Source organism: Cupriavidus sp. MPR-AND1C (assembly GCF_058809705.1).
Genome location: NZ_JBXASU010000052.1, coordinates 1 through 22,567, shown reverse-complemented (window position 1 = coordinate 22,567; position 22,567 = coordinate 1). Strand labels below are relative to the sequence as shown.

Annotated in this window: 24 protein-coding genes; 13 read left to right on the top strand and 11 right to left on the bottom strand. The window is 67.7% G+C overall.

The window, feature by feature from the left end; genetic code table 11:
* The first annotated feature begins 120 nt into the window (after positions 1 to 120).
* Positions 121 to 888: a 5'-methylthioadenosine/adenosylhomocysteine nucleosidase gene (locus AC1RWI_RS24420; RefSeq protein WP_043350013.1), complete on the top strand. Its 768-nt coding sequence runs from the start codon at positions 121 to 123 to the stop codon at positions 886 to 888.
* 68 nt (positions 889 to 956) lie between these two features.
* Here the strand turns inward: AC1RWI_RS24420 and AC1RWI_RS24415 are convergent, their stop codons facing one another.
* Positions 957 to 1,193, bottom strand: coding sequence for a hypothetical protein (locus AC1RWI_RS24415; RefSeq protein WP_043350016.1), 237 nt, complete (start codon positions 1,191 to 1,193; stop codon positions 957 to 959).
* 253 nt (positions 1,194 to 1,446) lie between these two features.
* On the opposite strand from AC1RWI_RS24415, the gene hemA reads away from it, so the two are divergent.
* The 6 genes from hemA to AC1RWI_RS24385 all read left to right on the top strand — a co-directional run bounded on the left by hemA (position 1,447) and on the right by AC1RWI_RS24385 (position 6,626).
* Positions 1,447 to 2,751: a glutamyl-tRNA reductase gene (gene hemA / locus AC1RWI_RS24410; RefSeq protein ID WP_043352352.1), complete on the top strand. Its 1,305-nt coding sequence runs from the start codon at positions 1,447 to 1,449 to the stop codon at positions 2,749 to 2,751.
* A 141-nt stretch (positions 2,752 to 2,892) separates the two neighbouring features.
* Positions 2,893 to 3,975, top strand: coding sequence for a peptide chain release factor 1 (gene prfA / locus AC1RWI_RS24405; protein WP_492869272.1), 1,083 nt, complete (start codon positions 2,893 to 2,895; stop codon positions 3,973 to 3,975).
* A gap of 222 nt (positions 3,976 to 4,197) precedes the next feature.
* On the top strand, positions 4,198 to 4,524 hold the full coding sequence (locus AC1RWI_RS24400) for a hypothetical protein (RefSeq protein WP_043352355.1): 327 nt from the start codon (positions 4,198 to 4,200) through the stop codon (positions 4,522 to 4,524).
* Between the two features lie 138 nt (positions 4,525 to 4,662).
* Positions 4,663 to 5,568: a peptide chain release factor N(5)-glutamine methyltransferase gene (prmC, locus tag AC1RWI_RS24395; protein WP_144409851.1), complete on the top strand. Its 906-nt coding sequence runs from the start codon at positions 4,663 to 4,665 to the stop codon at positions 5,566 to 5,568.
* Between the two features lie 130 nt (positions 5,569 to 5,698).
* Positions 5,699 to 6,010 (top strand): Grx4 family monothiol glutaredoxin, encoded by a 312-nt coding sequence (grxD, locus tag AC1RWI_RS24390; protein WP_043350028.1) that lies wholly within the window; start codon positions 5,699 to 5,701, stop codon positions 6,008 to 6,010.
* A gap of 7 nt (positions 6,011 to 6,017) precedes the next feature.
* Positions 6,018 to 6,626, top strand: coding sequence for a UbiX family flavin prenyltransferase (locus tag AC1RWI_RS24385; RefSeq protein ID WP_492869269.1), 609 nt, complete (start codon positions 6,018 to 6,020; stop codon positions 6,624 to 6,626).
* Positions 6,627 to 6,680: 54 nt separating this feature from the next.
* Here AC1RWI_RS24385 and AC1RWI_RS24380 read toward each other — a convergent pair whose 3' ends face one another.
* From AC1RWI_RS24380 to AC1RWI_RS24370, 3 genes are all read right to left on the bottom strand, one after another.
* Positions 6,681 to 6,893 carry a hypothetical protein gene (locus tag AC1RWI_RS24380; RefSeq protein WP_082055031.1) on the bottom strand — a complete coding sequence of 71 codons (213 nt, stop codon included), beginning with the start codon at positions 6,891 to 6,893 and terminating at the stop codon, positions 6,681 to 6,683.
* 166 nt (positions 6,894 to 7,059) lie between these two features.
* Positions 7,060 to 8,580 carry an L-piperidine-6-carboxylate dehydrogenase gene (gene amaB, locus AC1RWI_RS24375; protein ID WP_082054934.1) on the bottom strand — a complete coding sequence of 507 codons (1,521 nt, stop codon included), beginning with the start codon at positions 8,578 to 8,580 and terminating at the stop codon, positions 7,060 to 7,062.
* Positions 8,577 to 9,701 carry a saccharopine dehydrogenase family protein gene (locus AC1RWI_RS24370; RefSeq protein ID WP_052494695.1) on the bottom strand — a complete coding sequence of 375 codons (1,125 nt, stop codon included), beginning with the start codon at positions 9,699 to 9,701 and terminating at the stop codon, positions 8,577 to 8,579. Before AC1RWI_RS24370 ends, amaB begins: the two co-directional genes overlap by 4 nt.
* 261 nt (positions 9,702 to 9,962) lie before the next feature.
* Between AC1RWI_RS24370 and AC1RWI_RS24365 the strand changes: the two genes are divergently transcribed.
* The gene (locus AC1RWI_RS24365) at positions 9,963 to 10,412 is read left to right on the top strand and encodes an Lrp/AsnC family transcriptional regulator (RefSeq protein WP_043350040.1); all 450 of its coding nucleotides are present in this window, start codon (positions 9,963 to 9,965) and stop codon (positions 10,410 to 10,412) included.
* A gap of 102 nt (positions 10,413 to 10,514) precedes the next feature.
* Positions 10,515 to 11,324: a 4-hydroxy-tetrahydrodipicolinate reductase gene (gene dapB / locus AC1RWI_RS24360; protein WP_043350043.1), complete on the top strand. Its 810-nt coding sequence runs from the start codon at positions 10,515 to 10,517 to the stop codon at positions 11,322 to 11,324.
* Between the two features lie 50 nt (positions 11,325 to 11,374).
* Here dapB and AC1RWI_RS24355 read toward each other — a convergent pair whose 3' ends face one another.
* The 6 genes from AC1RWI_RS24355 to AC1RWI_RS24330 form a co-directional block, all read right to left on the bottom strand.
* Positions 11,375 to 12,043, bottom strand: a complete 669-nt coding sequence (locus tag AC1RWI_RS24355) for a hypothetical protein (RefSeq protein ID WP_043350046.1) — start codon at positions 12,041 to 12,043, stop codon at positions 11,375 to 11,377.
* A gap of 96 nt (positions 12,044 to 12,139) precedes the next feature.
* Entirely contained in the window at positions 12,140 to 12,436 is a 297-nt protein-coding gene (locus AC1RWI_RS24350) for a hypothetical protein (protein ID WP_043350048.1), read from the bottom strand.
* 129 nt (positions 12,437 to 12,565) lie between these two features.
* Complete coding sequence (locus AC1RWI_RS24345; RefSeq protein ID WP_492869265.1) at positions 12,566 to 14,038, bottom strand: chloride channel protein; 1,473 nt, start codon at positions 14,036 to 14,038, stop codon at positions 12,566 to 12,568.
* Positions 14,039 to 14,167: 129 nt separating this feature from the next.
* On the bottom strand, positions 14,168 to 15,145 hold the full coding sequence (locus AC1RWI_RS24340) for a Bug family tripartite tricarboxylate transporter substrate binding protein (RefSeq protein WP_492869263.1): 978 nt from the start codon (positions 15,143 to 15,145) through the stop codon (positions 14,168 to 14,170).
* Between the two features lie 81 nt (positions 15,146 to 15,226).
* Positions 15,227 to 16,732, bottom strand: coding sequence for an acyl-CoA synthetase (locus tag AC1RWI_RS24335; protein ID WP_043350056.1), 1,506 nt, complete (start codon positions 16,730 to 16,732; stop codon positions 15,227 to 15,229).
* Complete coding sequence (locus AC1RWI_RS24330) at positions 16,732 to 17,664, bottom strand: SDR family oxidoreductase (RefSeq protein WP_492869261.1); 933 nt, start codon at positions 17,662 to 17,664, stop codon at positions 16,732 to 16,734. The genes AC1RWI_RS24335 and AC1RWI_RS24330 overlap by 1 nt, the downstream gene beginning before the upstream one ends.
* Positions 17,665 to 17,825: 161 nt before the next feature.
* On the opposite strand from AC1RWI_RS24330, the gene AC1RWI_RS24325 reads away from it, so the two are divergent.
* From AC1RWI_RS24325 to AC1RWI_RS24315, 3 genes are all read left to right on the top strand, one after another.
* Positions 17,826 to 18,758 (top strand): LysR family transcriptional regulator, encoded by a 933-nt coding sequence (locus AC1RWI_RS24325; protein WP_043350061.1) that lies wholly within the window; start codon positions 17,826 to 17,828, stop codon positions 18,756 to 18,758.
* Positions 18,759 to 18,911: 153 nt separating this feature from the next.
* Positions 18,912 to 19,448, top strand: coding sequence for a winged helix-turn-helix transcriptional regulator (locus tag AC1RWI_RS24320; RefSeq protein WP_043350064.1), 537 nt, complete (start codon positions 18,912 to 18,914; stop codon positions 19,446 to 19,448).
* A complete protein-coding gene (locus tag AC1RWI_RS24315; protein ID WP_043350067.1) occupies positions 19,441 to 20,838 on the top strand; it encodes an MATE family efflux transporter in 1,398 nt (465 codons plus the stop codon). The genes AC1RWI_RS24320 and AC1RWI_RS24315 overlap by 8 nt, the downstream gene beginning before the upstream one ends.
* Here AC1RWI_RS24315 and AC1RWI_RS24310 read toward each other — a convergent pair.
* A complete protein-coding gene (locus AC1RWI_RS24310; RefSeq protein ID WP_082054935.1) occupies positions 20,778 to 20,972 on the bottom strand; it encodes a hypothetical protein in 195 nt (64 codons plus the stop codon). The two genes, AC1RWI_RS24315 and AC1RWI_RS24310, sit on opposite strands and share 61 nt — an antisense overlap.
* A gap of 207 nt (positions 20,973 to 21,179) precedes the next feature.
* Between AC1RWI_RS24310 and AC1RWI_RS24305 the strand changes: the two genes are divergently transcribed.
* Positions 21,180 to 22,313 (top strand): metallophosphoesterase, encoded by a 1,134-nt coding sequence (locus AC1RWI_RS24305; RefSeq protein ID WP_043350068.1) that lies wholly within the window; start codon positions 21,180 to 21,182, stop codon positions 22,311 to 22,313.
* Positions 22,314 to 22,567: the final 254 nt, after the last annotated feature.

Genomic DNA, 22,567 nt, shown 5'->3' with positions numbered 1-22,567 from the left:
CAAAGGCGCCGCCATCTGCGCAGCTTTCCTTGCGTGAGCGGAAACATGCAGCAGCGCTGCTTTGCCGCCCTGTCGCGGCCCGGTATGCTGTGCGTTTTCCCAATCCAGCCACGCCTCGCCATGACCCTTGGTATCCTCGCCGCCATCCACGATGAAGTCGACGGCCTGATCGCCGCCATGCGCCATGATGATGCCCGCGCCACCGTGCGGACGATCGGCATGCGCGACTATCACGTTGGCCATCTCTACGGCCAGCGCTGCGTGCTGGTGCTCGCGCGCATGGGCAAGGTGGCGGCGGCGGCCACCACGGTCACCCTGGTGCGCGAGTTCGGCGTGGATGAGATCGTCTTCACCGGCCTGGCCGGCGGCATCGGGGCCGAGACACGGGTCGGGGACGTGGTGGTGGCGGACCGCACGCTGCAGCACGACCTGGACGCGCGGCCGTTTTTTGCCCGGCATGAGGTCCCGCTGCTGGATCGCGCTGAATTCCCCACCGACCCGGCACTTACCGCCGCGCTGCGCGATGCCGTGGCAGGCTACCTGCGGGATGATCTGCCGACCTCCGTCCCGGCCGGCGTGCTGGCGCGCTTTGGGGTGAGTGCGCCCAGGCTGCATGTGGGGATGATCGCCAGCGGCGACCAGTTCATCGGCGCACCCGCCGCCGCGGCCGAGTTGCGCGAGCGCTTGCCCGGCGTGCTGGCGGTGGAAATGGAAGGCGCCGCGGTGGCGCAGGTTTGCCATGAGTATGGCGTGCGGCATGCGGTAATGCGCACGCTATCGGATCGGGCCGACGATACCGCGCACGTGGATTTTGCGGCGTTTCTGACCGACGTGGCCAGCCATTATTCGAGCGGGGTTTTGAGGCGGTTTCTGGAGCAGCGCGGGTAACCGGGCTAAAGCGGCGTTGGCGTGAATTAAGGATTCGGGATTCGAGATTGGACGGCAGTCATTCAATCTCACCGCCCCCTGGCCACACCCCCGACGCCAACCAGCACGGCCGCGCCCAGGATGGCCGCGAACCAGCCCGCCATCTGCCCGTCGACAAACCAGTGCAGCCCACGGCCGCCGTAAAACGCGGCCAGCGCGCCCATTGCGCCGAACACCGCCGCCGCAAGCAGGCTGACCCGGCCCACGGGGTGCAGCCACCGCGCCGCCAGCCCAGCCAACACCCCTACCGCCAGCGTACCCAACATCACTTTCTCCCAGATTCCAGAATATGGCGCGCCGCCCGGGGAGTCCCGCCGGTCGCCACGCGTGGCCGCAACAATACGGTAAACCCGACCGCGCTCGGGCAAGATCCGCGCCGGGCGCTATAATGTAGCCCGGTTCGGCGGCGCTTTGCGCCGGAATCCGCGCTTGAATTCATGCCCGGATTGCACCTGACTCCCGCGCTGCAGCCTGCAAAGCCGCCGCCCGGAGCCCGGCCAGAGAGACATGCTCCCCACCATGCAACTGCTCGCGATCGGTATCAATCACACCACGGCGCCCGTCTCGCTGCGCGAGCGAGTGGCGTTTCCGCTTGAGCAGATTAAACCCGCCCTGGGCGCCTTGCGCACCCACCTGGCGGGCAAGAATGGCACCGAAGCCGCCATCCTTTCCACTTGCAACCGCACCGAGATTTATTGCGCCACCGATGTGCTGCTGTCGGGTTCGGAGGGCTTCGAGCACACGCTGCGCTGGCTGGCGCAGCACCATAACGTGCCGGCCGGCGAACTCGCTCCCCACCTGTACTCGTTGCCGCAGTCCGAAGCCGTACGCCATGCGTTCCGGGTGGCCAGCGGGCTGGACTCGATGGTGCTGGGCGAAACCCAGATCCTGGGCCAGTTGAAGGATGCGGTGCGCACCGCCGGTGAAGCCGGCGCGCTGGGCACCTACCTGAACCAGTTGTTCCAGCGCACGTTCGCGGTGGCCAAGGAAGTCCGCGGCCAGACCGAGATCGGCGCGCATTCGGTATCCATGGCCGCTGCCGCGGTGCGCCTGGCCCAGCGGATTTTTGAAAGCGTCTCGACCCAGCGCGTGCTGTTCATCGGCGCGGGCGAGATGATCGAGCTGTGCGCCACGCACTTCGCGGCGCAAACGCCGCGCCAGATCGTGGTGGCCAACCGCACTGTGGAGCGTGGCGAGCGGCTGGCCGAGCAACTCGCCGGCCAGGGCCTGACCACCGAGGCCATCCGCCTGTCGGAGCTCGGCGCGCGCCTGCATGAGTTCGACATCGTGGTGTCGTGCACCGCCAGCTCCCTGCCCATCATCGGGCTGGGCGCGGTGGAGCGCGCCGTCAAGCTGCGCCGCCACCGCCCCATCATGATGGTGGACCTGGCCGTGCCGCGCGACGTGGAGCCCGAAGTCGCGCGCCTGGACGACGTCTTCCTGTACACCGTGGATGACCTCGGCGCCATCGTGCGCGAGGGCAATGCCATGCGCCAGGCTGCCGTGGCGCAGGCGGAAGCCATCATCGAAAGCCGCGTGCAGAATTTCATGCACTGGCTGGAAACCCGCAGCGTGGTGCCTGTCATCCGCGAACTGCAGGTGCAGGGCGAGGCCATGCGCCAGGCTGAGCTGGAGCGCGCGCGCCGCATGCTGGCGCGCGGCGACGACCCGCAAGCCGTGCTCGAAGCCCTGTCCGGCGCGCTCACCCGCAAATTCCTGCACGGCCCGACCCACGCCCTGAACCACACCCAGGGCGAGGACCGCGAGACCTTGCTGCGCCTGGTGCCGGGCTTGTTCCGCCACAGCAGCCACTCCGAGCGCTAGCCGCGCTCGCCTCAGCCGTGCGTGTCCTGCGCGCGGCCAGCTTTGCGTTGCCTCAGGCCATTGGCCATTAGCCATTGGCCCGCACGCATCCCGGCAGCAACATCCGTCTCCATCCGTTTCACCGCGCCCCTTCGGACCCCCATGAAAGCCAGCATGCTTGCCAAGCTCGACCAATTGTCCGAGCGACTCGACGAAGTCAACGCCCTGCTTGCGCGCGAAGATGCCACCGCCAAGATCGACCAGTACCACAAGCTCACGCGCGAACACGCCGAGCTGACGCCAGTGGCCGAGCAGTATGCGCAGTACTGCCAGGCACAGGAGGACCTGTCCACCGCGCAAGCGCTGCTGGACGATCCCGAGATGAAGGAGTTCGCGGCTGACGAGATCACCACGGCCCGCGAGCGGCTGGACACGCTGGAAGGCAGCCTGCAGAAATTGCTGCTGCCCAAGGATCCCAACGACGACCGCAACCTGCTGCTGGAAATCCGCGCAGGTGCCGGCGGCGAGGAAAGCGCGCTGTTCGCCGCCAATTTGCTGCGGATGTACACGCGCTACGCCGAGCGCCAGCGCTGGCAGGTGGAGGTGATGAGCGAATCGGCGTCCGACCTGGGCGGCTACAAGGAAGTGATCATCCGGATCGCCGGAGATGCGGCCTTCTCCCGGCTGAAGTTCGAATCCGGCGGCCATCGCGTGCAACGCGTGCCAGCCACCGAAGCCCAGGGGCGGATCCACACCTCGGCCTGCACGGTGGCAGTCATGCCCGAGGCCGATGAGGTGACCGAGGTGGAAATCAATCCGTCGGACCTGCGTGTGGATACCTTCCGCGCCTCCGGCGCCGGCGGCCAGCACGTGAACAAGACCGACTCGGCCGTGCGCCTGACCCACCTGCCCACCGGCATCGTGGTGGAGTGCCAGGACGACCGCAGCCAGCACCGCAACAAGGACAAGGCCATGAAGGTCCTGGCGGCCCGACTGATGGACGCGAAGCTGCGCGCGGCCCAGGCGAAAGAAGCCAGTACCCGGCGCAACCTGATCGGCACCGGCGACAGAAGTGACCGAATCCGCACCTATAATTTCCCGCAGGGGCGCGTGACGGATCACCGCATCAACCTGACGCTCTACAAGATCGACATGATCATGGACGGCGATCTCGACGAGCTCCTGTCCGCCTTGTCCGCGGAACACCAGGCGGACCAACTGGCGGCGCTGGGCGAAGGGCATTAATCGCTTGGCATTAGCAGGTCATCGCGACGAATTGCCGCTCATTAAGGCAGATTTTTGAACGCATTGCATAAATCACGATTTCTGAACGAAAACCTTTGTATCTGTTGTAAATGCTTGCAACAGCACTGGCGCGCCATTCTTCGCTGCCTATAATCGATCCGACCAAGCCGCCATACAGAGGTCGGCGTGTCGCCACTCGAAAACGGACAAAAGGACGAAATCATGAAGAAATTGCTCGCGCTGTTGATGATCACCGCCGCCATGGCTGCCTGCAGCAAGAAGGAAGAAGCCCCCGCCACGCCGAGCGCCGACAGCGCCATGCAAAGCGCCGCTGACTCCGCCAAGGCCGCCGCCAGCGACGCCGCATCCGCCGCCAGCAATGCCGCCGATGCTGCCAAGGCCGCTGCCAGCAGCGCGGCTTCCGATGTTTCCGCTGCCGCCGAAAAGGCCAAGGTCGACGCCGGCAATGCCATGGAAAAGGCTAAGGACGCCGCCAAGGATGCTGTCAACGCCGGCGCGGACAAGGCCAAGGACGCCGTCAACAAGTAATCCGCACGCCACGGCGGCAAGACACTGGCGCATCGCGCGCCCAGGCACCGCCGCCCAGGCAAGCGCGTTACACTGCAAACCCCGTCAGGGCACCTCCCGACGGGGTTTTGTTTTTTTGCCCTCTCCATGCCCAGCATCATGTCCACCGCCACGTCCCCCAGCCCCAATGCCGCCACGCCGGTCTCACTGCCTGAGACGGCCACGGTACGCGACGCCCTGGCCGTGGCTGCGGCGGCCGGCTTGCCAGCGCTGGAGGCGCGCCTGTTGATCAGCCATGTCACCGGGCTCACCCGCACCCAGCTGATCACGCGCGACGGCGAAACGCTTGCCCCGGCCCAGCGCGAGAGCGTGGCCGCCTTGCTCGGGCGCCGCCTGGGCGGCGAACCGGTGGCCTACTTGCTGGGGGAGCGGGAATTCTTCGGGCGCGCCTTCCGCGTGACCCCGGATGTGCTGATTCCGCGCCCGGACACCGAAATCGCCGTGGAAGCGGCCCTGAAGCTGCTGGCGCCGCTAGCTGTCCCCCGGGTGCTCGACATGGGCACCGGCTCCGGCGCACTGGCCGTCACGCTGGCCTGCGAACGGCCCGACGCCGAGGTCTGGGCGACCGATATCTCGCCCGGCGCGCTGCAGGTGGCGCAAGACAACGCGCGCGCCCTGGGCGCCGGCAATGTGCGCTTTCTGGCCTCCGACTGGTACGCCGCGCTGCCCGCTGGCCTGCGCTTCGACCTGATCGTGAGCAATCCGCCCTATATCGCCGCCGCGGACCCGCACCTGGGCCAGGGCGACCTGCGCTTCGAGCCGATCGATGCGCTGACCGATCATGGCGATGGCTTGTCGGACCTGGGGGCAATCGTGGCCGGGGCCGCCGCGCGCCTGCATGCGGGCGGCTGGCTGCTGATGGAACACGGCTACGACCAGGGCCAGGCTGCCCGCGACCTGCTGGCCGCCGCCGGCATGGCCGAGATCTTTACCGCGCGCGACCTGGCCGGCCATGAACGCTGCAGCGCGGCTCGCCTGCCAGCGCAGGCCGGGACGGCCGCCTGAAGCCGGCAGCCGATTCCGGTAAAATCAAATACTTGATTGCATCAAGGCGCGCGCATCACGCGCGCCTTTCCGATTTCCCGACAGCGGCGCTGGCCAGTGCCTGCACCGCGAGCAACTGAAAAGAGACATCATGAGTGACGTGCAGCAAAAGATCGACCAGATCGTCAAGGGCAGCCCGGTGGTCCTGTTCATGAAGGGCACCGCCCAATTCCCGATGTGCGGCTTCTCCGGCCGTGCCATCCAGATCCTGAAGGCCTGCGGCGTCGACGCACCGACCACGGTCAATGTGCTGGAAGACGACGGCATCCGCCAAGGCATCAAGACCTACGCCAACTGGCCGACCATTCCGCAGCTCTACGTGAACGGCGAGTTCGTCGGCGGCTCGGACATCATGATGGAGATGTACCAGAACGGCGAACTGCAATCGCTGCTCAAGCCCTGAGCGCGACATGACCGCAGCGGGCGCAGCGGGTGAAGGCAAGCCGCGGCGCATCGTCGTCGCGATCACCGGCGCCACCGGCGCGGTCTATGGGGTCCGCCTGGTGCAGATACTGGGCGCCGCGCCCGGCGTGGAGGCCCATCTGCTGATCTCGGCGGCGGGCGTGATGAACCTGCAGCACGAACTCGACATCAGCAAGGCCGAGGTGGAAGCCTTTGCCCAGGTGGTCCACAACGTGCGCGATATCGGCGCCACCATTGCCAGCGGCTCGTTTGCCGCCCATGCGATGGTGGTGGCGCCCTGCTCCATGCGCACGCTCGCGGCCGTGGCGCATGGCCTGTCCGACAATCTCATCACCCGCGCCGCGGATGTCACGCTCAAGGAGCGCCGCAAGCTGGTGCTGATGGTGCGCGAAACGCCGTTGAACCTCGCGCACCTGCGCAACATGACCGCCGTCACCGAGATGGGCGGCATTATCTTTCCCCCGGCACCCGGCTTCTACCAGAAGCCGCAGAGCGTGGCGGAACTGGTCGACCATACGGTTGGCCGCGTGCTGGACCTGATCGACGTGCCGCAAACGCTGGCGCCGAGCTGGGCCGGGCTCAACGGCCAGGCCTGACACGCGCGTTTTACGTCGTCCTAGCCCGTGCTATCCCGCACTGCCGCTATCGCTTCAATGCCAGTAGCGATAGCGGCGGCCGCCGTAGTAGCCGCCGCGATAGCCATAGTAGCCACCATAAAACCCGGGGGCCACCACCACCGGCGGCGCAGCGTAGACCGGCGCCGGCGCCACTGCGACCTCACCGCCCCCATAGCCATAGCCGGGATAAGCCGGGTAGACCGCACAACCGCCAAGCATGGCGGCGCCAACCATCGCGAGTCCCATCATCAACGTTCTCATCTCATCGTCCTTGTGCCTTGTTTAGCCTTGGTTTAGCCATAAGAACGTTATACGGGGCGGTTTGGTAATACAGGGTCAACCTGCTGTAACCCTTGTTACGAATCGCAACGTTTGGATGAACGTAAAGGCCACAGGTCTCGAACATCAAACCTCAGACTTCAAACCGCACCCCCTGCGCCAGCGGCAGCGCATCCCCATAGTTCACGGTATTGGTAGCGCGCCGCATATACCCCTTCCAGGCGTCTGAGCCGGATTCGCGCCCGCCGCCAGTCGCCTTCTCACCACCGAACGCACCGCCAATCTCCGCCCCGCTGGTGCCGATGTTCACATTGGCAATGCCGCAATCGCTGCCGCTTGCCGACATGAAGCGTTCCGCCTCGCGCAGCGACTCGGTGAAGATGCAGGACGACAAGCCATGCTCCGACGCATTGTTCAGCGCGATGGCTTCGTCCAGCGTGGTGTACGGCATCACGTAGAGAATCGGCGCGAAGGTTTCGCTCAGCATCGTCTCGTGCTGGCGATCGGTCAGCACCAGCGCGGGCCGCACGTACTCGGCATTGGGGTACTTTTCGGCCAGCACGCGTTCGCCGCCGTGCACGGTGTTGCCATGCTCGCGGCAGCGCAGCAGCGCGGCGGCCATGGCGGCGCCCGCGGCGCCATCGATCAGCGGACCGACCAGCGTTGTCTCGGCCAGCGGGTCGCCCACCGGCAGGCGGCCGAACACCTGGATCAGGCGCGTGGTAACGGCCTCCAGCACGTCGACATGCACGAAGGCGCGGCGCAGCGACGTGCAGCGCTGCCCGGCCGTGCCCGCCGCCGAGAAGGTCATGGCGCGCACGGCGAGTTCGAGATCGGCCGAGGGCGCGATGATCGCGGCATTGTTGCCGCCGAGCTCCAGGATGGCGCGCTTGAACCGCTCGGCGCAAGCGATGCCCACGGCGCGGCCCATGCGGGTGGAGCCGGTGGCGCTCACCAGCCGCACGGCGGCGTGTTCCACCAGATGCTGGCCCAGCGCCGGGCCGCCCGAGAGCACGGTGGCGATGCCAACGTGCTGTGGCGCGGCAATCTCCAGCACGCCGTCAAGCAGGCTCTGCATGGCCAGCGCGGTGAGAGGCGTTTTCTCCGACGGTTTCCAGATCACGCCATTGCCGCACACCAGCGCCAGCGCCGCATTCCAGGCCCAGACCGCCACCGGGAAATTGAAGGCCGAGATCACGCCGCACAGGCCATAGGGATGCCAGGTCTCGCGCATCGCATGCTGGGGCCGCTCCGAGGCAATGGTAAGGCCATGCAACTGGCGCGACAGACCGACGGCGAAGTCGCAGATGTCGATCATCTCCTGCACCTCGCCTAGCCCTTCCTGCAGGATCTTGCCGGCCTCCAGCGAGACCAGTTCGCCGAGATGCTTCTTGTGTTCGCGCAGCACTTCGCCAAAGCGCCGCACCACCTCGCCGCGCACTGGCGCAGGCACCAGCGCCCAGCTGGCTTGCATCACGCGGGCGCGTTCGATACGTGCATCGGCCTCGGCTAGGCTGCAGGCGGGCAAGTGCCCGAATGCCTCGCCATCGATCGGCGAGCGCACCGGCAAGGCGCCGGTGGGGCCTTCGCCGTCGCGCCACGGCGGCGTCAGCCCGATGGCCTGCCAGCAGGCCGCGAATTCCTTTGCTTTCATACCGTTGCCTCTTGAAGCGGATGACGGGTGTAGTGCCGGCCGAAACGGTTGGCCAGGAAAACGTCCAGCGGCATCGCCTCTTGCGCAACGAAGCCGGCCTGTGGCAATTCGCCGTTGGCGACCAGATCCAGCGCGGTGCAGATGCCGGCCGCCGTGGTGAGCTGGATCGCATTGACGTGCCCGGCAACCGTATCCGCGCCACCGATGCGCGCCGAGAACGACGCCTGTGTCAGCGGCCCGCGCCCGCCTTTGCCACCGCTGGCGGCATAACCAGTGGCACTGGCGAACACGATCACCACATCCTGCTGCGTGGCGGGGATCGCGCTCTCGAAGATCTCGCGCATCCAGTCGCGGCGCTCGCGCAGGCGCAGGTCGTTGAGCAGCAGCTTCATCACCGCGCAGTGGCCCGGATAGCGGATCGACTTGTAGTCCACGCCGCGCGCCCGGCCCGCCAGCGTCTCGGGCAAGGTGCCAAGCCCTCCTGAAGTATTAAAGGCTTCGTACTCGATGCCGTCCAGCGCAAAGCTCTCCAGCCCTTCCAGCGCCGGCACTTCCACGCGGCGGCCATCGACGATGGCCTCGCACGGGTTGCAGTATTCGTTGATCAGGCCTTCGGTGCTCCAGGTCAGGTTGTACTTGAGCGCATTGCTCGGGTAGCGTGGCAGCGCGCCAACGCGCATCTTCAAGTCGAGCAGTTCGCCACCGCCGCGCAGGAAGCGCTGGGCAAGGTCATTGCCGACCACACCGATAAAGCCGGGCGCCAGCCCGCATTGCGGCATCAGCACGCAGCGCGCGCCCTCGGCCAGGCGGCGAATGGCGTGGGTGGCGGCAACGTCTTCGGTCAGGTCGAAGTAATGCACGCCAAGGCTGGCCGCCACCGTGGCCACGCCGACCGCGGCATGGAATGGCAGTGCGTTGAGCACGGCCTGCGCGCCGCCGAGCAGCCGGGCGCAATCCTCGGTCTGGCCCGGGTCGCCGACGCGCACGGCGATGCCCTGCGGCACGCCCTCGAGGTGGGTGGGCTCGCGGTCCACCAGGGTCACGCGGTAGTCGCCGCTGTCATGCAGCATGACGGCGATGGTGCGGCCGATCTTGCCCGCACCCAGCACGACCACGCGCATCGGCGTCTGCCTGGCTTGGGTGTTCTGTCCAGTGCGCTGTCCAGTTTGGTCCAGATGGCCGGTTGGCGTCATGCAGGTCATGATGTCCCTCATGGAAGTGATTCAGCGGAGCTGAGCCCATAGCTGAAGTATGGTTGCGGGCACAGGCAGAATGAAGGAACAAGATTGACGAAAAGGCCTCACAATCGAACGATTAGACGAGACCAACGATCGAGTCGACGAAACACCGGCATTTGACCCGCCCGCAGCCCTAGCCCGCCCATGACCGAACTCGACCAGACCGACCGCCACCTGCTCGCCCTGCTGCAGGCCAATGCACGCGAGAATGCCGCCAATCTCGCGCGCAAGCTCGGCATTGCCCGCACCACCGTGGTGGCGCGCATTGCGCGGCTGGAGCGCGATGGCGTGATCGCCGGCTACGGCGTGCGGTTGGGCAAGGAAATGGAAGACAACGCCATCCTGGCGTTCTGCGGCATGTCGGTGATGCCAAAGTGCGCGCCCGCGGTAGTGCGGGCGCTGCAGCGCTTTCCCGAGATCGAGGAGCTGAACTCGGTCAGCGGCCCGGTGGACTACATGGCGGTGATCCGCTGCGACACCCATGCCCGGCTGGACAAGCTGCTGGACGAAATCGGCGCGCTGGATGGCGTCAACCACACCACCACCTCGATCGTGCTGGCGCGCAAGATCGACCGGCGCCGCGCCGCGGGCTGAGCCAGCGGCGCGCGCAAAAGGCTTATGCTGCACAAGCTGGCAGCCAGCCCGGCGTAGTTAGTTGGGCACCCCGAAGACCATCCCGATCAGGAGAGCAAGACGATGAGCAATCGCATTCGAGTCGCCGTGGGCGGCGTGACCGGCTGGGCCGGCGGCGAACTGGCGCGCGGCGTGGCGCACGCGGACGACATGACACTGGTGGCCGGGCTGTCGCGCGGCGCGGCCGGCCAGGCCCTGGCGGCACTGACCGCGCACAAGGGCACGCCGGGCGTGGCGGTGGCCAGCATCGACGAGCTGGCGCAGGGCGCGTTCGACGTCTATGTGGAATACACCAAGCCGGACATTGCCAAGCGCAACATCCTGCAAGCGCTGGCCAAGGGCGCGCACGTGGTGGTGGGCACCTCCGGGCTATCCGACGAGGACTATGCCGAGATCGATGCCGCCGCGCGCCAGGCCCGGCGCGGCGTGCTGGCCTGCGGCAACTTTGCCATCACCGTGGTGCTGCTGCAGAAGTTCGCCGAGATGGCCGCGCGCCACCTGGAGCACTGGGAAATCATCGACTACGCCAAGGCCGGCAAGATCGACGTGCCCTCCGGCACCGTGCGCGAGCTGGCGTATCGGCTGGGACAGGTCCGCGAGGCCAGGCAGGCGGTGCCCATCGACCAGGTCAAGGGCCCGAAGGAGACACGTGGCGCAACGATGTCCGGCAGCCAGGTGCACGCCGTGCGCCTGCCGGGCTATCAGTTGGGCGTGGAGGTGATCTTCGGCGCCGACGGGCAGCGCCTGCATCTGAAGCATGAGTCCGGCGACGGCTCCAAGCCCTATGTCTCGGGCGCCCTGCTGGCAATCCGCAAGGTGCATGCCTTGACCGGGCTGGTACGCGGGCTGGACAAGGTGATGGAAGGGCTTTGAGGGGCTTTGAGGGGCTTTGCGGCGCGCGCAGCGCCGCATAGCCACAAGCACTACCAGCTGCCTTCCTTGCCCTTCTTCTCCGCGGCCTTGCCGCCGGGGGCAGCTTGCGGGGCGGACGCCGCCTTGGGGTTGAGCTGTTGCGCCATCGCGTTGTCCTGGTTGGCCATCAGCACGCGGGCCTGGGGCAGCAGCAGTTCGATGGTGCCGGTATTGGGATCCTCCGGAATGGCGTAGAGCTCCACGGTCAGCGGCTTTTTCATCCAGCCGGCGTGCGCACTGGTGACGGGCTGGCCGGCCTTGTCCTTCATCTTCACCTGCTCGGAACGAAAGGGCTTGCCGTAGCGCGCGGTAAGGCTGTCCACCGCGTCTTTCTCGGAGCGCACGCCATCGGTCGGCACGATCACGCCAACCAGCGCATTACCGTCGACAAAGGCCACCACGTGGGGTCCGTCCATGAAGGCGGGCCGCTTGTCGCGCGGCACGCCAACCTGGCGCATCACGCCATCGCCACGCACTTCGACGCACAGGGCGGTCACGTCACGTCCGTCTGGGGTGCGCTTGTCGGCGCAATCGGGCAGCGTGGGCAGCGGGCTGCCGATCTCCAGGCTACCCAGCATCGGCGCCAGTTTGTCGGCGACGCCATCCTTGGGAGCGGCGCCGGCCCAAGGTGAAACCAGCAGCAGGCTGGCAACGGCCAGCCCGGCGAGGGGGTATTTCATCCAGACTCCTGAGATAAGCTCCGGGTTGGAGCGCCCCCTGCACGCGTGGTTCCTGCCACCCGCCACAAGATGGCATGCAGGCACACTGCCGGGGGGTTAATGCATCATATTCATCACCGCGCTGGCCAGCACCGCCAATACCATCAGCAGCAAGCCCCACAGCAGCAGGCGCGGCACCCGGCTGGGCGGTAACTGCCGCCGCGGCGAGCGCGCCGACGACGGCAGCGGCGCGCGCTGGCGGGCATGGCCATGCAGGCCACGCGCGTGCCAGACGGTGTCTGGCCCGAGGTCGCGCAACGTAGTGCTTTCCTTGCCCTGCGGCTTGCGCGGGCTCTGCGACTGCGGCTGCGGGCGCGGTGCGCCGTCACTGCCCGGCGGTCGTTTTGTGGCCATCTGTGCTCCCCGGTTCGTCGTGCCGGCGCGGATCCTCATGTGCCGCCGGTACACAGCGCCGGGTGCATGGCCCGGGCGCCGCCCATGGTAAGACAAAGCGGCACCGGGCACCATGGCCACAGCCTCTGCTTATGTGGTGGGGGCCACTTTCCGCGTAGCTGCAAGCGCCTCGCGCCGGAAAGCGTGGCCCACGTGGTGATAGAACGGGTGCGGGCAGAACTGGCGTGCCAGGAACGAGGCCAGCAGCGACGAAGCCAGCAGGAACAAGGTGAGGTCCTGCGAGCGCGTCATCTCCATCACGATCACGCTGGCGGTGATGGGCGCCTGGGTGGCGGCGGCCAGGAAGGCGGCCATCGACACCAGCGCCAGCACGCGTGGCTCGGCCATGGCGCCGAAGAGGTGGCCGACCCAATCCGCCACATTGGCGCCGATGCCGGCGCCGATGGCCAGCGATGGCGTAAAGATGCCGCCGGGAATGCCGGCGAAATACGACACCACGGTCGCCGCCAGCTTGGCCAGGCCGAACCACAGCGTGGCGTGCGGCTCGCCATTGATCAGGCCGGCGGCCTGCTCGTAGCCGGTGCCGAAGGTGGCGCCCCCGGTGGACCAGCCGATCGCCGCGGCCACCAGGCCGCACACGAACGCCACCTGTACGGGATGCTGCGATGGCCAGGCGCGCAGCCGTGCCGGCATCAGCGCGGGCACGCCGCCGCTGAGCAGCTTGGCAAACAGGCCGCCCAGCACGCCGTTGACCAGGGCGCACAGCAGTACCGGCCCCCAGGCATCGTGCAGCGCAAGGATCGGCGTCTTGACGCTGAAATAGGGATTGTTGCCAAGCATCGCCAGCGAGAGAAAGCCTGCTGTCAGCACGCCTGACAGCACCAGCCGGTCCCAGCGCACGGCGGTGCCGCGGCCGAGTTCCTCGATGGCGAACACCACGCCCGCCAGCGGCGTATTGAAGGCGGCGGCCAGGCCCCCGGCAGCGCCAGCGGCGATCAGCGCGTTGGGATGAAAGCCGATGCGAAAGCGCAGCTTCTCGTGGCACCAGCGTCCCCAGGCGAGCATGGCCGCGGCGCCAACCTGCACCGATGGCCCTTCGCGGCCGATGGAGGCGCCCGCCAGCAGCCCGCCAGTGGTCAGCAGCACTTTCCACATTGACTGGCGGAACGACACCAGCAGGGTCTGCGCCGGCCCGGCCGGGGGCAGGCCGAATGCGGCGATCACCTGCGGGATGCCGCTGCCGCGCGCCTGCGGCGCCAGGCGGATGGTGAGCCAGCGCAGCGCGGCCAGCCCGAACGGCAGCAGCACAAAGGCCAGCCAGGGCGTGGCTGCTGTCAGGTGCGCGTTCCAGCGCAGGGCCACCTCGGCAATCCAGGCGAAGATCAGGGAGAACAGCGCCACGCAGCCGGCGCCGCACATGAAGACGGCGTAGCGTAGCGTGGTGCGGGAGATACGCCACATCTGGCGCGACTTGCGGCCCGCGGCCATGCGGGCGCGGCGGCGCAGCGCGCGCAGCTGGTTGTCGTCGGAGGCCAGCCCGGAAACGTCGTCAGGATTGGACGGCTCGGGAGCTTGGCTGCGATCTGGCGTAACGTCGTTCATGGAGCGGCAGGCGTGGGCGAAGAAACGCCGTGACAAGCCCGAGGGCCTGATTCATCACGGCGTGATGGAACTATACGCCGATCGCCGCCGGGCATGCCGCGCACAAAGTGCGCGCCAGAGGCCCCTGGCTCAGTCCAGGCTGATGTTGTTGGCGCGGATGACCTTGCCCCAATGCTCGCGATCCGCCTCCACGTAGCGGTCGATCTCGGCCTGGGTGCGCGGCGGCTGGATCACCAGTCCCAGTGCGCTGAAGGTCGCCCGGAAATGCGGATCCTTGAGGACCTGCGCGGCCGCGGCCTGCAGCTTTTCCACCACGTCCGGCGGTGTCTGCGCCGGCACGGCGAGCCCGAACCAGGTTGCCGCCTGGAAGTCGGGATAGCCGCTTTCGGCCACGGTCGGCACGTTGGGCAGCACGTCCAGCCGGGTACGGCCGGTCACCGCCAGCGCGCGCAGCTTGCCGCCCTTGATGTGGGGCAGCGAGGTGCTGACCACATCCACCATCAGTTGCACATCGTTGGCGAGCAGCGCCGATAGTGCCGGCGCGCTGCCGTTGTACGGCACATGGGTGACCGAGATCCCGAGTTCGGTCTTGAGCATTTCGGTAGCGAGCTGCAGCGCGTTGCCCAGGCCGACCGAGGCGTAGTTGAGCTTGCCGCCGCTGGCCTTGGCATAGGCAGCGAACTCGCGGATATTGGTCGCCGGCACCTGGCTGTTGGTCACCACCACCAGCGGCGCCTCCGCACCAACGGTGAAGATCCGGAAATCGCGCGGCGGATCGTAGGCGATCTTCTTGTAGAGCATCGGGTTGAGCACCATGCTGCCGTTGGTGGCCAGCACCATGGTGTAGCCATCGGCGGGTGCGCGCGCCACGCTTTGCGTGCCGATCATGGTGGCGGCGCCAGGGCGGTTCTCCACCACCACCGTCTGCTTGAGCACGCGGCTCATGCCATCGGCCAGCCCGCGCCCGAACTGGTCGGTGGAGCCGCCCGGCGTATAGGGCACCACCAGCTTGATGGGGCGATCGGGATAGGCGGCAGCGGCCAGTTGCGAACAGGCGAAGACGGCGGCGCCGGCCCAGGCGCGCCATCCGGTTTTCCAGCTATGCATTGCGTAGTCTCCTTGGCGTTTTTTGACGTCTGGTGTTCGGTACTCGGTACTCGGCATCCGGCATTCGGTGCCCGGTGCGGCTCAAACGCGCCGCGTGCGCCCTTCCCAGTACTTGTCGCGCAGACGGCGCTTGGCCAGCTTGCCGGTATCGTCGCGCGGCAGCAGCGCCTCCACCACGATGGTGCGCGGCACCTTGAAGCCGGACAGGCGCTGGCGCAGCCATTCGATGATGGCACCCTCTTCCAGCGTGGCGTCCGCCACCGGTTGCACCATGGCCAGCAGCCGCTCGCCGTATTCGTCGTCGGGTACGCCGAACACCACGCAGTCGGCCACGCCGGGATAGCGCACCAGTTCGTGCTCGATCTCGGCCGGGTAGATGTTCACGCCGCCGGAGATCACCATGTCGGAGGCGCGGTCGCAGATGAAGAGGTAGCCGTCGGCGTCCAGGTAGCCCATGTCGCCCAGGCTGACCAGGCCGTCGCGGTCGATGGCGCGGCGGGCTGCCTCGTTGTTGCGATAAGTGAAGTCCGGGTAGGCAGGCTGGCGCACATAGACCAGGCCAATCTCCCCGGGGGCGCACGCAACGCCCTGCTCATCCAGGATGCGCACCTCGCCCTGGTCAACCGGGCGCCCCGCCGTGCCGGGCTTGGCCACGGCGTCGGCCGGCGTGGCCACGGTAATCATGCCGGCCTCGCTTGAAGCATAGGTTTCGTGGATCACCGGGCCGAACCAGTCCAGCATGGCGCGCTTGACCTCGGGCGCGCACGGCGCTCCGGTCGAGGCGACAAAACGCAGCGAGGACAAGTCATAACGGGCACGCACTTCGGGCGGCACCTTGAGCATGCGCACATACATGATCGGCACCAGGTAGAGCACGTCGATGCGGTGCTTCTCTACCAGCGCCAGCACCTGCTCCGGATCGAAGCGCGCGCACAGCACCAGGCGCTCCCCAAGCTGCAGCGCATTCTGGATGAACACGCCCGGCGCGCTGTGGTACAGCGGCGCGGCCATCAACGCGCGCGTGCCCTGCACGATGCCCATGGTCTGCGCCACCACCGAGCGCATGCGCGCGAGCTGCTCGTCCAGCATGGCCAGCGGCGGCGCGGCGCGCAGCACGCCCTTGGGGCGGCCGGTGGTGCCGGAGGTGTAGGCCATGTGGCCGCGCGGCGCGACCCGCGGGCCGTCGTAGGGCCGCTGCACGGCGAGCCAGCTTTCGTAGCCGGTCGCACCAGCGGGGCTGTCCTTGCCGGGCGCCGCCACCGCCAGCACCTGTACACCTTCGGGCACCACGGCGCGCACGCTGTCCAGCAGGTCGGCGCTGACGATCAAGGCCCGGGCACCGCTATCGGTCAGCAGGAAGCGGATTTCTTCCGCGGTGAAGTGCCAGTTGATCGGGCAGTAGTAAGTACCGGCCGTGCGGCAGGCATGCACGATATCGGCAAAGACCGGGTCATTGCGCAGCAGCACCGCGACCACGTCGCCTTCGCCCAGGCCGAGCGCGCGCAGCCCGCCGGCCAGGCGCGCGCCGCGCTCGATCAGTTCGGCGCCGGTACGGTGGATGTCTTCAAACAGGAGGTCAGCGGCCATCAGTTGTCTCCAGCCTGGCTAGGCTTGGTGGTAGAGCGGGTCGGGGTCGGTGCGTTGACGGTGCGCCCCGCACGATCGGCGGCGTTCGTGGCCGCGATGCGTTCGCGCGCGGCTTGCCATTCGGCATCGCCCCAATCCAGGTACTGCTTGAAATAAGCGCCGTTGGCAAGGTAATCGCCGCCATCCAGCGCAATGGTCTGTCCGTTGATCCACGCGTTGTCGCGGGCCAGCAGGAAGGCGGCCAGGTTGCCGATATCCTGCGGCTGGCCGATGCGGCCCGTGGGGTTCTGGCCGCTCATCGCGTCTTGCTGCGCATCCTGCGGACGCAGGCGCGAGCCCGCGCCTTCGGTGGGGATCACCCCCGGCGCGATGGCGTTGCAGCGGATGCCGTGGCGGCCCCACTCCACGGCCAGCGACTTGGTCATGGCATCCACGCCCGCCTTGGACATGGCGGACGGCACCACGAAAGGCGAACCGGTCCAGACCCAGGTCACGACGATGGACAGGACCGAGCCGGGGTGGCCGTCGCGGATCCAGCGCTTGCCCACGGCCTGCGTGGTGTAGAAGGTACCGCGGAAGACGATGTCGGAGATGGCGTGAAAGCCGTTGGGCGACAGATCCTCGGTGCGGCTGATGAAGTTGCCTGCAGCGTTGTTGACCAGGCAATCGAGCGGGCCGTGCCGGGTCCAGATGGTCTCGATCATGGCGTCGACGGCAGCCGCGTCGCGGATGTCCACCGCGTGCGTCACGACCTTGGCGCCATGCTGGTGGCGCAGCATCTCGGCGGCCTCGTCCAGCACCGCCAGCCGGCGCCCGCACAGGTGCAGCTCCGCCCCCAGCCCCGCCAGGCGCTCGGCCATGATCAGGCCCAGCCCGGTGCCGCCACCGGTGATCAGCACGCGCTGACCGGCGAAAAGATCGTTCTTGAACATGGTGTCTCCTGCTTGTTTCAGGGCGGCGTCTCGCCCGCCTGGCCCCGCCTTGGCGATCCAGCAGGGCATGGTCACTGTAGCCTCGGCTCCTCGCATCGACAATTCCCTCGCAGCGACTCACAATGTTGCGCCATACGCGACAATTCTCCATGGAATCCCGGATGGACCTCAACCTGATCCAGGCCTTCGTCGATATCGTCGAAGCCGGCAATTTGTCCGAGGCGGGGCGGCGGCGCGGCGTCACGCGCTCGCAGGTCAGCCGCCAGCTGCGCGAACTGGAGCACCAGGCTGGCGCGCAGTTGCTGCGCCGTACCACGCGCCGGCTGGAGCTGACCGAGGCGGGCCGCGCGCTTTACCAGCACGGGCTGCGCATCCTGCAGGAGGTGGCGTCCGCCCAGGCGGAGATCGACAGCCTGGGCACCACCCTGCGCGGCCACGTGCGCGTGAGCGTGCCGACCGGGCTGGGCGACACCTTCCTCGCCCCGCTGCTGCTGGAATTCACCGGGCAGCATCCCGGCATCTCGCTGCGCGTGTTCTTTGCCAACCGCGTGGTGGACCTGATCGCCGCGGAGATCGACGTGGCGCTCAAGGTGACTTCGCAGCCGCCGCTGGACCACGTAGCGCGAGACATCTGCGCCATCGACTGGCAGCTCTGCGCCTCGCCCGGCTACCTGGCGCGCCACGGCCCGCTGCAAACCCCGGCCGACCTGGCGCGCTGCCCGTTCCTGTGCCCGCCCTATCCCGCCCGGCGCTTCATGCTCACGCTCAACCGCGGCGAGCAGCGCGAAGAGGTGGAACTGAGCCCGCACCTGCAGTCCGAGCATTTCCCCTTCCTGATGCGCGCGGTACGCGACGGCCACGGCGTGGGCCTGCTGCCCGTCTACGCCGGCTGGGACGATGTGCGCGAAGGCCGCCTGGTGCCGGTGCTGACCGACTGGAAACCGGAAGGATTGGGCAGCCGGCTCTACATCATCACCACGCCCAACCTGCATCCGTCGATGGCCACGCGCACCTTGATCGACTTCCTGCGCGAGCGGATTCCGGCGCTGGATGTCTTCAGCGCCCCGGGCGGTACCGCTTTGTGCACGCCGTAATCTGCCTAGGCGCGGGTCCCGCGCGTACCGCGCACACTGCGTGCGGCTCGCCAGCAAACTTTCAAATTGCAAGTTAAGATGCGCCGAACCCTTTGGCTTGCAAAACGATAGTAAAAACCCGAGCCAACCCTGCAAGCCGCGCGAGAGGAGACCATGGGACATACCGACTTTGCCAGCATGCCCTGCCCGATTGCCCGCTCGATGGCGGTGCTGGGCGAGCGCTGGGCCATTCTTTTGCTGCGCGAGGCGTTCTACGGCAGCACCCGCTTTGATGAATTCCAGCGCCACCTGGGCATCGCGCCCAACATCCTCAGCGCGCGCCTGAAGACGCTGGTGGAACACGGCATGCTGGAGCGCGTGCCGGCGCCTGACAGTGCGCGGCATGCCTACCACCTCACAGAAAAAGGCCGCGATTTCTTCCCCGCCTTCGTAGCGCTGAAGGCCTGGGCCGACCGTTGGATGACCGACGAGCGCGGCCCGCTCACCTTGCTGCAGGACAAGCACACCGGCGCGGAAATCGCCGCGCCGGCGCTGGCCCGCCCGGACGGCAGTCCGCTGACGCTGGACGACCTGCGCGTGGCGCCAGGCCCCGGCGCTGGCAGCTATTTGCGGCGGCGCTTTGGCGCCGCTGCCGCCCTGCAAGCCGCGCACGAGCAACCGGCAGACGAAACGGAATCCAGCCATGAATGAGCCGCAAGCCAATCCCATGGCCGCAGCCGCGATAGCGCCAGCCACGGCCGCACCCATTGCCACTCCCACGCACCCGCTGATGCGCGAACTGATGCGCCGCATCCTGCAACTGGCCGCGCCCACCAGCCTGATCGCCTTCCTGCAGGCGGGCGCGCAACTGATCGAGACCTGGCTGGCGGCGCGCCAGGGCACGGCGGCGCTGGCGGGCTGGGCGGTAGTGCTGCCGTTTGCCTTGCTGCTGCAGCAGATGTCCACCGGCGCCATGGGCGGTGGCGTGGTGGCGGCCATCGCCCGCGCGCTGGGCGCGAACAAGCGCGAGGAGGCCTCATCGCTGGTGCTGCATGCGCTCATCATCGCGCTCACGGCGGGGCTGGCATTTGCCGTGGCGATGGCCGGCTTCCCGCGCGCCGTCCTGGGCGCGGTGGCAGGGCAGACCGCGGCAGACGCGGCCGCCACGTATGCGATCTGGCTGTTCGGCGGCGGCGCGGTGCCGGCCTGGCTGGCCAACACGCTGGCATCGGTGCTGCGCGGCGGTGGCCGCCATGCGCTGGCGGCGCGGGTGCTCTCGCTGATGTGGATCGTCTTCCCGGTGCTGGCCTGGACGCTGGCCGAGCCGGCAGGCATGGGCCTGGCCGGCATCGGCGCGTCACTGGCGGCGGTATCGTGGGCGGCGGCGCTGGCCATGGCCTGGGTGGTGCTGCGGGGCGGCGCGGGATTCGTGCCGATGCTGCGCATCCGTCCATCACGCGCGCTGTTCAAGCGCATCCTGTCGGTGGGGCTGGTGGCCTGCGCGCTGGCCTCGGTGGCCAACCTGTCCACGATCCTGGTGACCACCGAGCTGCGCCACTATGGCACCGCCGCGGTGGCGGCGTACGGCATCTCCGCGCGCCTGGAGTTCCTGATGATCCCGCTGGCGTTCGGCGTGGGCTCCGCGCTAACCGCGCTGGTGGGGCGAGCAGTCGGCGCCGGCGACTGGGCCACCGCACGCCGTACGGCTTGGGCTGGCGCGCTGATGGCGCTGGCGGTGGCCGGCGCGGTGGGTGCGGTGGTGGGACTGGCGCCGGATGCCTTTGCCGGGTTCTTCACCAAGGATGCCGAAGTGGCGAGCATCGCAGCGCGCGCGCTGTCCTGGGTCGCGCCGGCCTTCGGCGGCTTCGGGCTGGGCATGGCGCTGTATTTCGCGTCGATGGGCGCGGGCCGCATGGGCTGGCCGATCGCGGCCGGCATCTCGCGCATCGCGCTGGCCGCCGGCGGCGGCTGGCTGCTGGCGAACGTCGCGGGCATGGGCCTGGACGGGCACTTCCTGGGCGTGGCGCTGGGCATCACCGCTTACGGCGTGGTGACGGCGTTTGGCGTGCGCGGCGCTAACTGGTCAGCGCGCGGAGCCTGAATGGCAGCGAGCTGCGCATCGAACAGCATTTCCTGCGCGGTGGTGACTTCGAGGTAGCTGGCGTAGCCGCCCTCGTAGCGCGCGCCGGCGTGAGCGTGGACACCGTGGCCAGCAAGCTGACCCTGCTGATTCATTTGCCGCCCTCCCGCAGTCATCTGCACCCGCGGCGGCTGCCGCAAGCATGCGCAACGGGTCACGCAAATAAAACCCAGAAGAGGTGATGCGAACAATTCAATCTTTCTTGCAAGCGATTTAAGTGCTTTCGGGCACAGCTTGCGCCCCTTGAATCCGGCGGCCGGGGACCTCACGTACGGCATCGACTCCCACACCCTGGAGGTGGCATGCCCCCTCGCACCACGGTTTTCGTCGCCGCCCTCGTGGTTGGCCTGCTGCACGGCTATATCGGGCTGCGCCTGTTACCCGACATGCCGGTATCCTTCGCCATCAAGGCGCTGGCTGTAGCGTGGCTGGCGCTATCGTGGCCGCTGATCCCCGCAGGCCTGCTGGCGCGGCGCCTGGACCAGCCCTGGTCCGATGCGCTGACCTGGGTGGGCATGCTGGCCATGGGTTTTTTCTCCTCCTTGCTGATACTGACGCTGGCGCGCGAGGTCGTGCTGCTGGTGAGCGCGATGGCCGGCTGGCACCCGGCATGGCTGCTGCCCGGCACCGCTGCCGCAGTGCCGGTGCTGGCGCTGCTGGTCACACTGGTGGGACTCTTCAATGCGCGGCGGCTGGCGCAGGTGGTCGAGGTGGAAGTCCCCATCGCCGGCCTGCCTGACTCGCTGCACGACTTCACCATCGTGCAGATCAGCGACATCCACGTTGGCCCCACCATCAAGCGCGCCTACCTGGAGCGCATCGTCGCCCGCGTCAACGGGCTGGCCCCCGACGCCATCGCCATCACCGGCGACCTGGTCGACGGCACCGTGCGCGAGCTGTCCCGGCACACGGCCCCGCTAGGCAACCTGAAGGCCCGCCATGGCACCTACTTTGTCACCGGCAACCATGAGTATTACGTTGGCGCCGAGCCGTGGATCACGGAGCTGCGCGGACTAGGCCTGCGCGTGCTGATGAACGAGCATGTGGTGATCGGGGAGGAGGAGGAAGCGCTGGTACTGGCAGGCGTGACCGATTTTTCCGCCCACCGTTTCGACGAGAGCCATCGCAGCGACCCGGCGCGCGCGCTGCACGGCGCCCCGGCGGTAGTAGCCGCGCGCGTGCTGCTGGCGCACCAGCCGCGCACGGCGCCGGCTGCATCCACCGCGGGCTTCGACCTGCAACTCTCCGGACATACGCATGGCGGCCAGTTCTGGCCCTGGAACCTGTTCGTGCCGATGCAGCAGCCTTATACCGCCGGGTTGAACCGGCATGAGGCGATGTGGGTGTATGTGAGCAGGGGGACCGGGTATTGGGGGCCGCCCAAGCGGTTTGGGGCGCCGTCGGAGATTACTAAGTTGAGGTTGGTGAGGAAGTGAGTTTTTTGGGAGGGGTGGCTGCAACTGCTGTTGCAATGGCTTAACGTCAAGGGCAACTGCAACGTCAACGTCAACTTCAACTGCAGTTTCACCACGCCTGCGGCGCGGCGACCTACTTTTTTGTCTTGCCAAAAAAGTAGGCAAAAAAGGCGCGCCGGATGGGGCGACACCCCAAGGCGCCCCATACGGCCTGGGTGAACCTTCACGGCTCGCTGCGCATCGCGCATGGGTGTTTCCCGCCTCCAGGCGGGAAA

Bases quoted from the DNA above. Each gene is read 5' to 3' on its own strand.
- AC1RWI_RS24420 (WP_043350013.1), top strand. From the start codon at position 121: ATGACCCTTGGTATCCTCGCCGCCATCCACGATGAAGTCGACGGCCTG.
- AC1RWI_RS24415 (WP_043350016.1), bottom strand. From the start codon at position 1,193: ATGTTGGGTACGCTGGCGGTAGGGGTGTTGGCTGGGCTGGCGGCGCGG.
- hemA (WP_043352352.1), top strand. From the start codon at position 1,447: ATGCAACTGCTCGCGATCGGTATCAATCACACCACGGCGCCCGTCTCG.
- prfA (WP_492869272.1), top strand. From the start codon at position 2,893: ATGAAAGCCAGCATGCTTGCCAAGCTCGACCAATTGTCCGAGCGACTC.
- AC1RWI_RS24400 (WP_043352355.1), top strand. From the start codon at position 4,198: ATGAAGAAATTGCTCGCGCTGTTGATGATCACCGCCGCCATGGCTGCC.
- prmC (WP_144409851.1), top strand. From the start codon at position 4,663: ATGTCCACCGCCACGTCCCCCAGCCCCAATGCCGCCACGCCGGTCTCA.
- grxD (WP_043350028.1), top strand. From the start codon at position 5,699: ATGAGTGACGTGCAGCAAAAGATCGACCAGATCGTCAAGGGCAGCCCG.
- AC1RWI_RS24385 (WP_492869269.1), top strand. From the start codon at position 6,018: ATGACCGCAGCGGGCGCAGCGGGTGAAGGCAAGCCGCGGCGCATCGTC.
- AC1RWI_RS24380 (WP_082055031.1), bottom strand. From the start codon at position 6,893: ATGGGACTCGCGATGGTTGGCGCCGCCATGCTTGGCGGTTGTGCGGTC.
- amaB (WP_082054934.1), bottom strand. From the start codon at position 8,580: ATGAAAGCAAAGGAATTCGCGGCCTGCTGGCAGGCCATCGGGCTGACG.
- AC1RWI_RS24370 (WP_052494695.1), bottom strand. From the start codon at position 9,701: ATGCGCGTGGTCGTGCTGGGTGCGGGCAAGATCGGCCGCACCATCGCC.
- AC1RWI_RS24365 (WP_043350040.1), top strand. From the start codon at position 9,963: ATGACCGAACTCGACCAGACCGACCGCCACCTGCTCGCCCTGCTGCAG.
- dapB (WP_043350043.1), top strand. From the start codon at position 10,515: ATGAGCAATCGCATTCGAGTCGCCGTGGGCGGCGTGACCGGCTGGGCC.
- AC1RWI_RS24355 (WP_043350046.1), bottom strand. From the start codon at position 12,043: ATGAAATACCCCCTCGCCGGGCTGGCCGTTGCCAGCCTGCTGCTGGTT.
- AC1RWI_RS24350 (WP_043350048.1), bottom strand. From the start codon at position 12,436: ATGGCCACAAAACGACCGCCGGGCAGTGACGGCGCACCGCGCCCGCAG.
- AC1RWI_RS24345 (WP_492869265.1), bottom strand. From the start codon at position 14,038: ATGAACGACGTTACGCCAGATCGCAGCCAAGCTCCCGAGCCGTCCAAT.
- AC1RWI_RS24340 (WP_492869263.1), bottom strand. From the start codon at position 15,145: ATGCATAGCTGGAAAACCGGATGGCGCGCCTGGGCCGGCGCCGCCGTC.
- AC1RWI_RS24335 (WP_043350056.1), bottom strand. From the start codon at position 16,732: ATGGCCGCTGACCTCCTGTTTGAAGACATCCACCGTACCGGCGCCGAA.
- AC1RWI_RS24330 (WP_492869261.1), bottom strand. From the start codon at position 17,664: ATGTTCAAGAACGATCTTTTCGCCGGTCAGCGCGTGCTGATCACCGGT.
- AC1RWI_RS24325 (WP_043350061.1), top strand. From the start codon at position 17,826: ATGGACCTCAACCTGATCCAGGCCTTCGTCGATATCGTCGAAGCCGGC.
- AC1RWI_RS24320 (WP_043350064.1), top strand. From the start codon at position 18,912: ATGGGACATACCGACTTTGCCAGCATGCCCTGCCCGATTGCCCGCTCG.
- AC1RWI_RS24315 (WP_043350067.1), top strand. From the start codon at position 19,441: ATGAATGAGCCGCAAGCCAATCCCATGGCCGCAGCCGCGATAGCGCCA.
- AC1RWI_RS24310 (WP_082054935.1), bottom strand. From the start codon at position 20,972: ATGAATCAGCAGGGTCAGCTTGCTGGCCACGGTGTCCACGCTCACGCC.
- AC1RWI_RS24305 (WP_043350068.1), top strand. From the start codon at position 21,180: ATGCCCCCTCGCACCACGGTTTTCGTCGCCGCCCTCGTGGTTGGCCTG.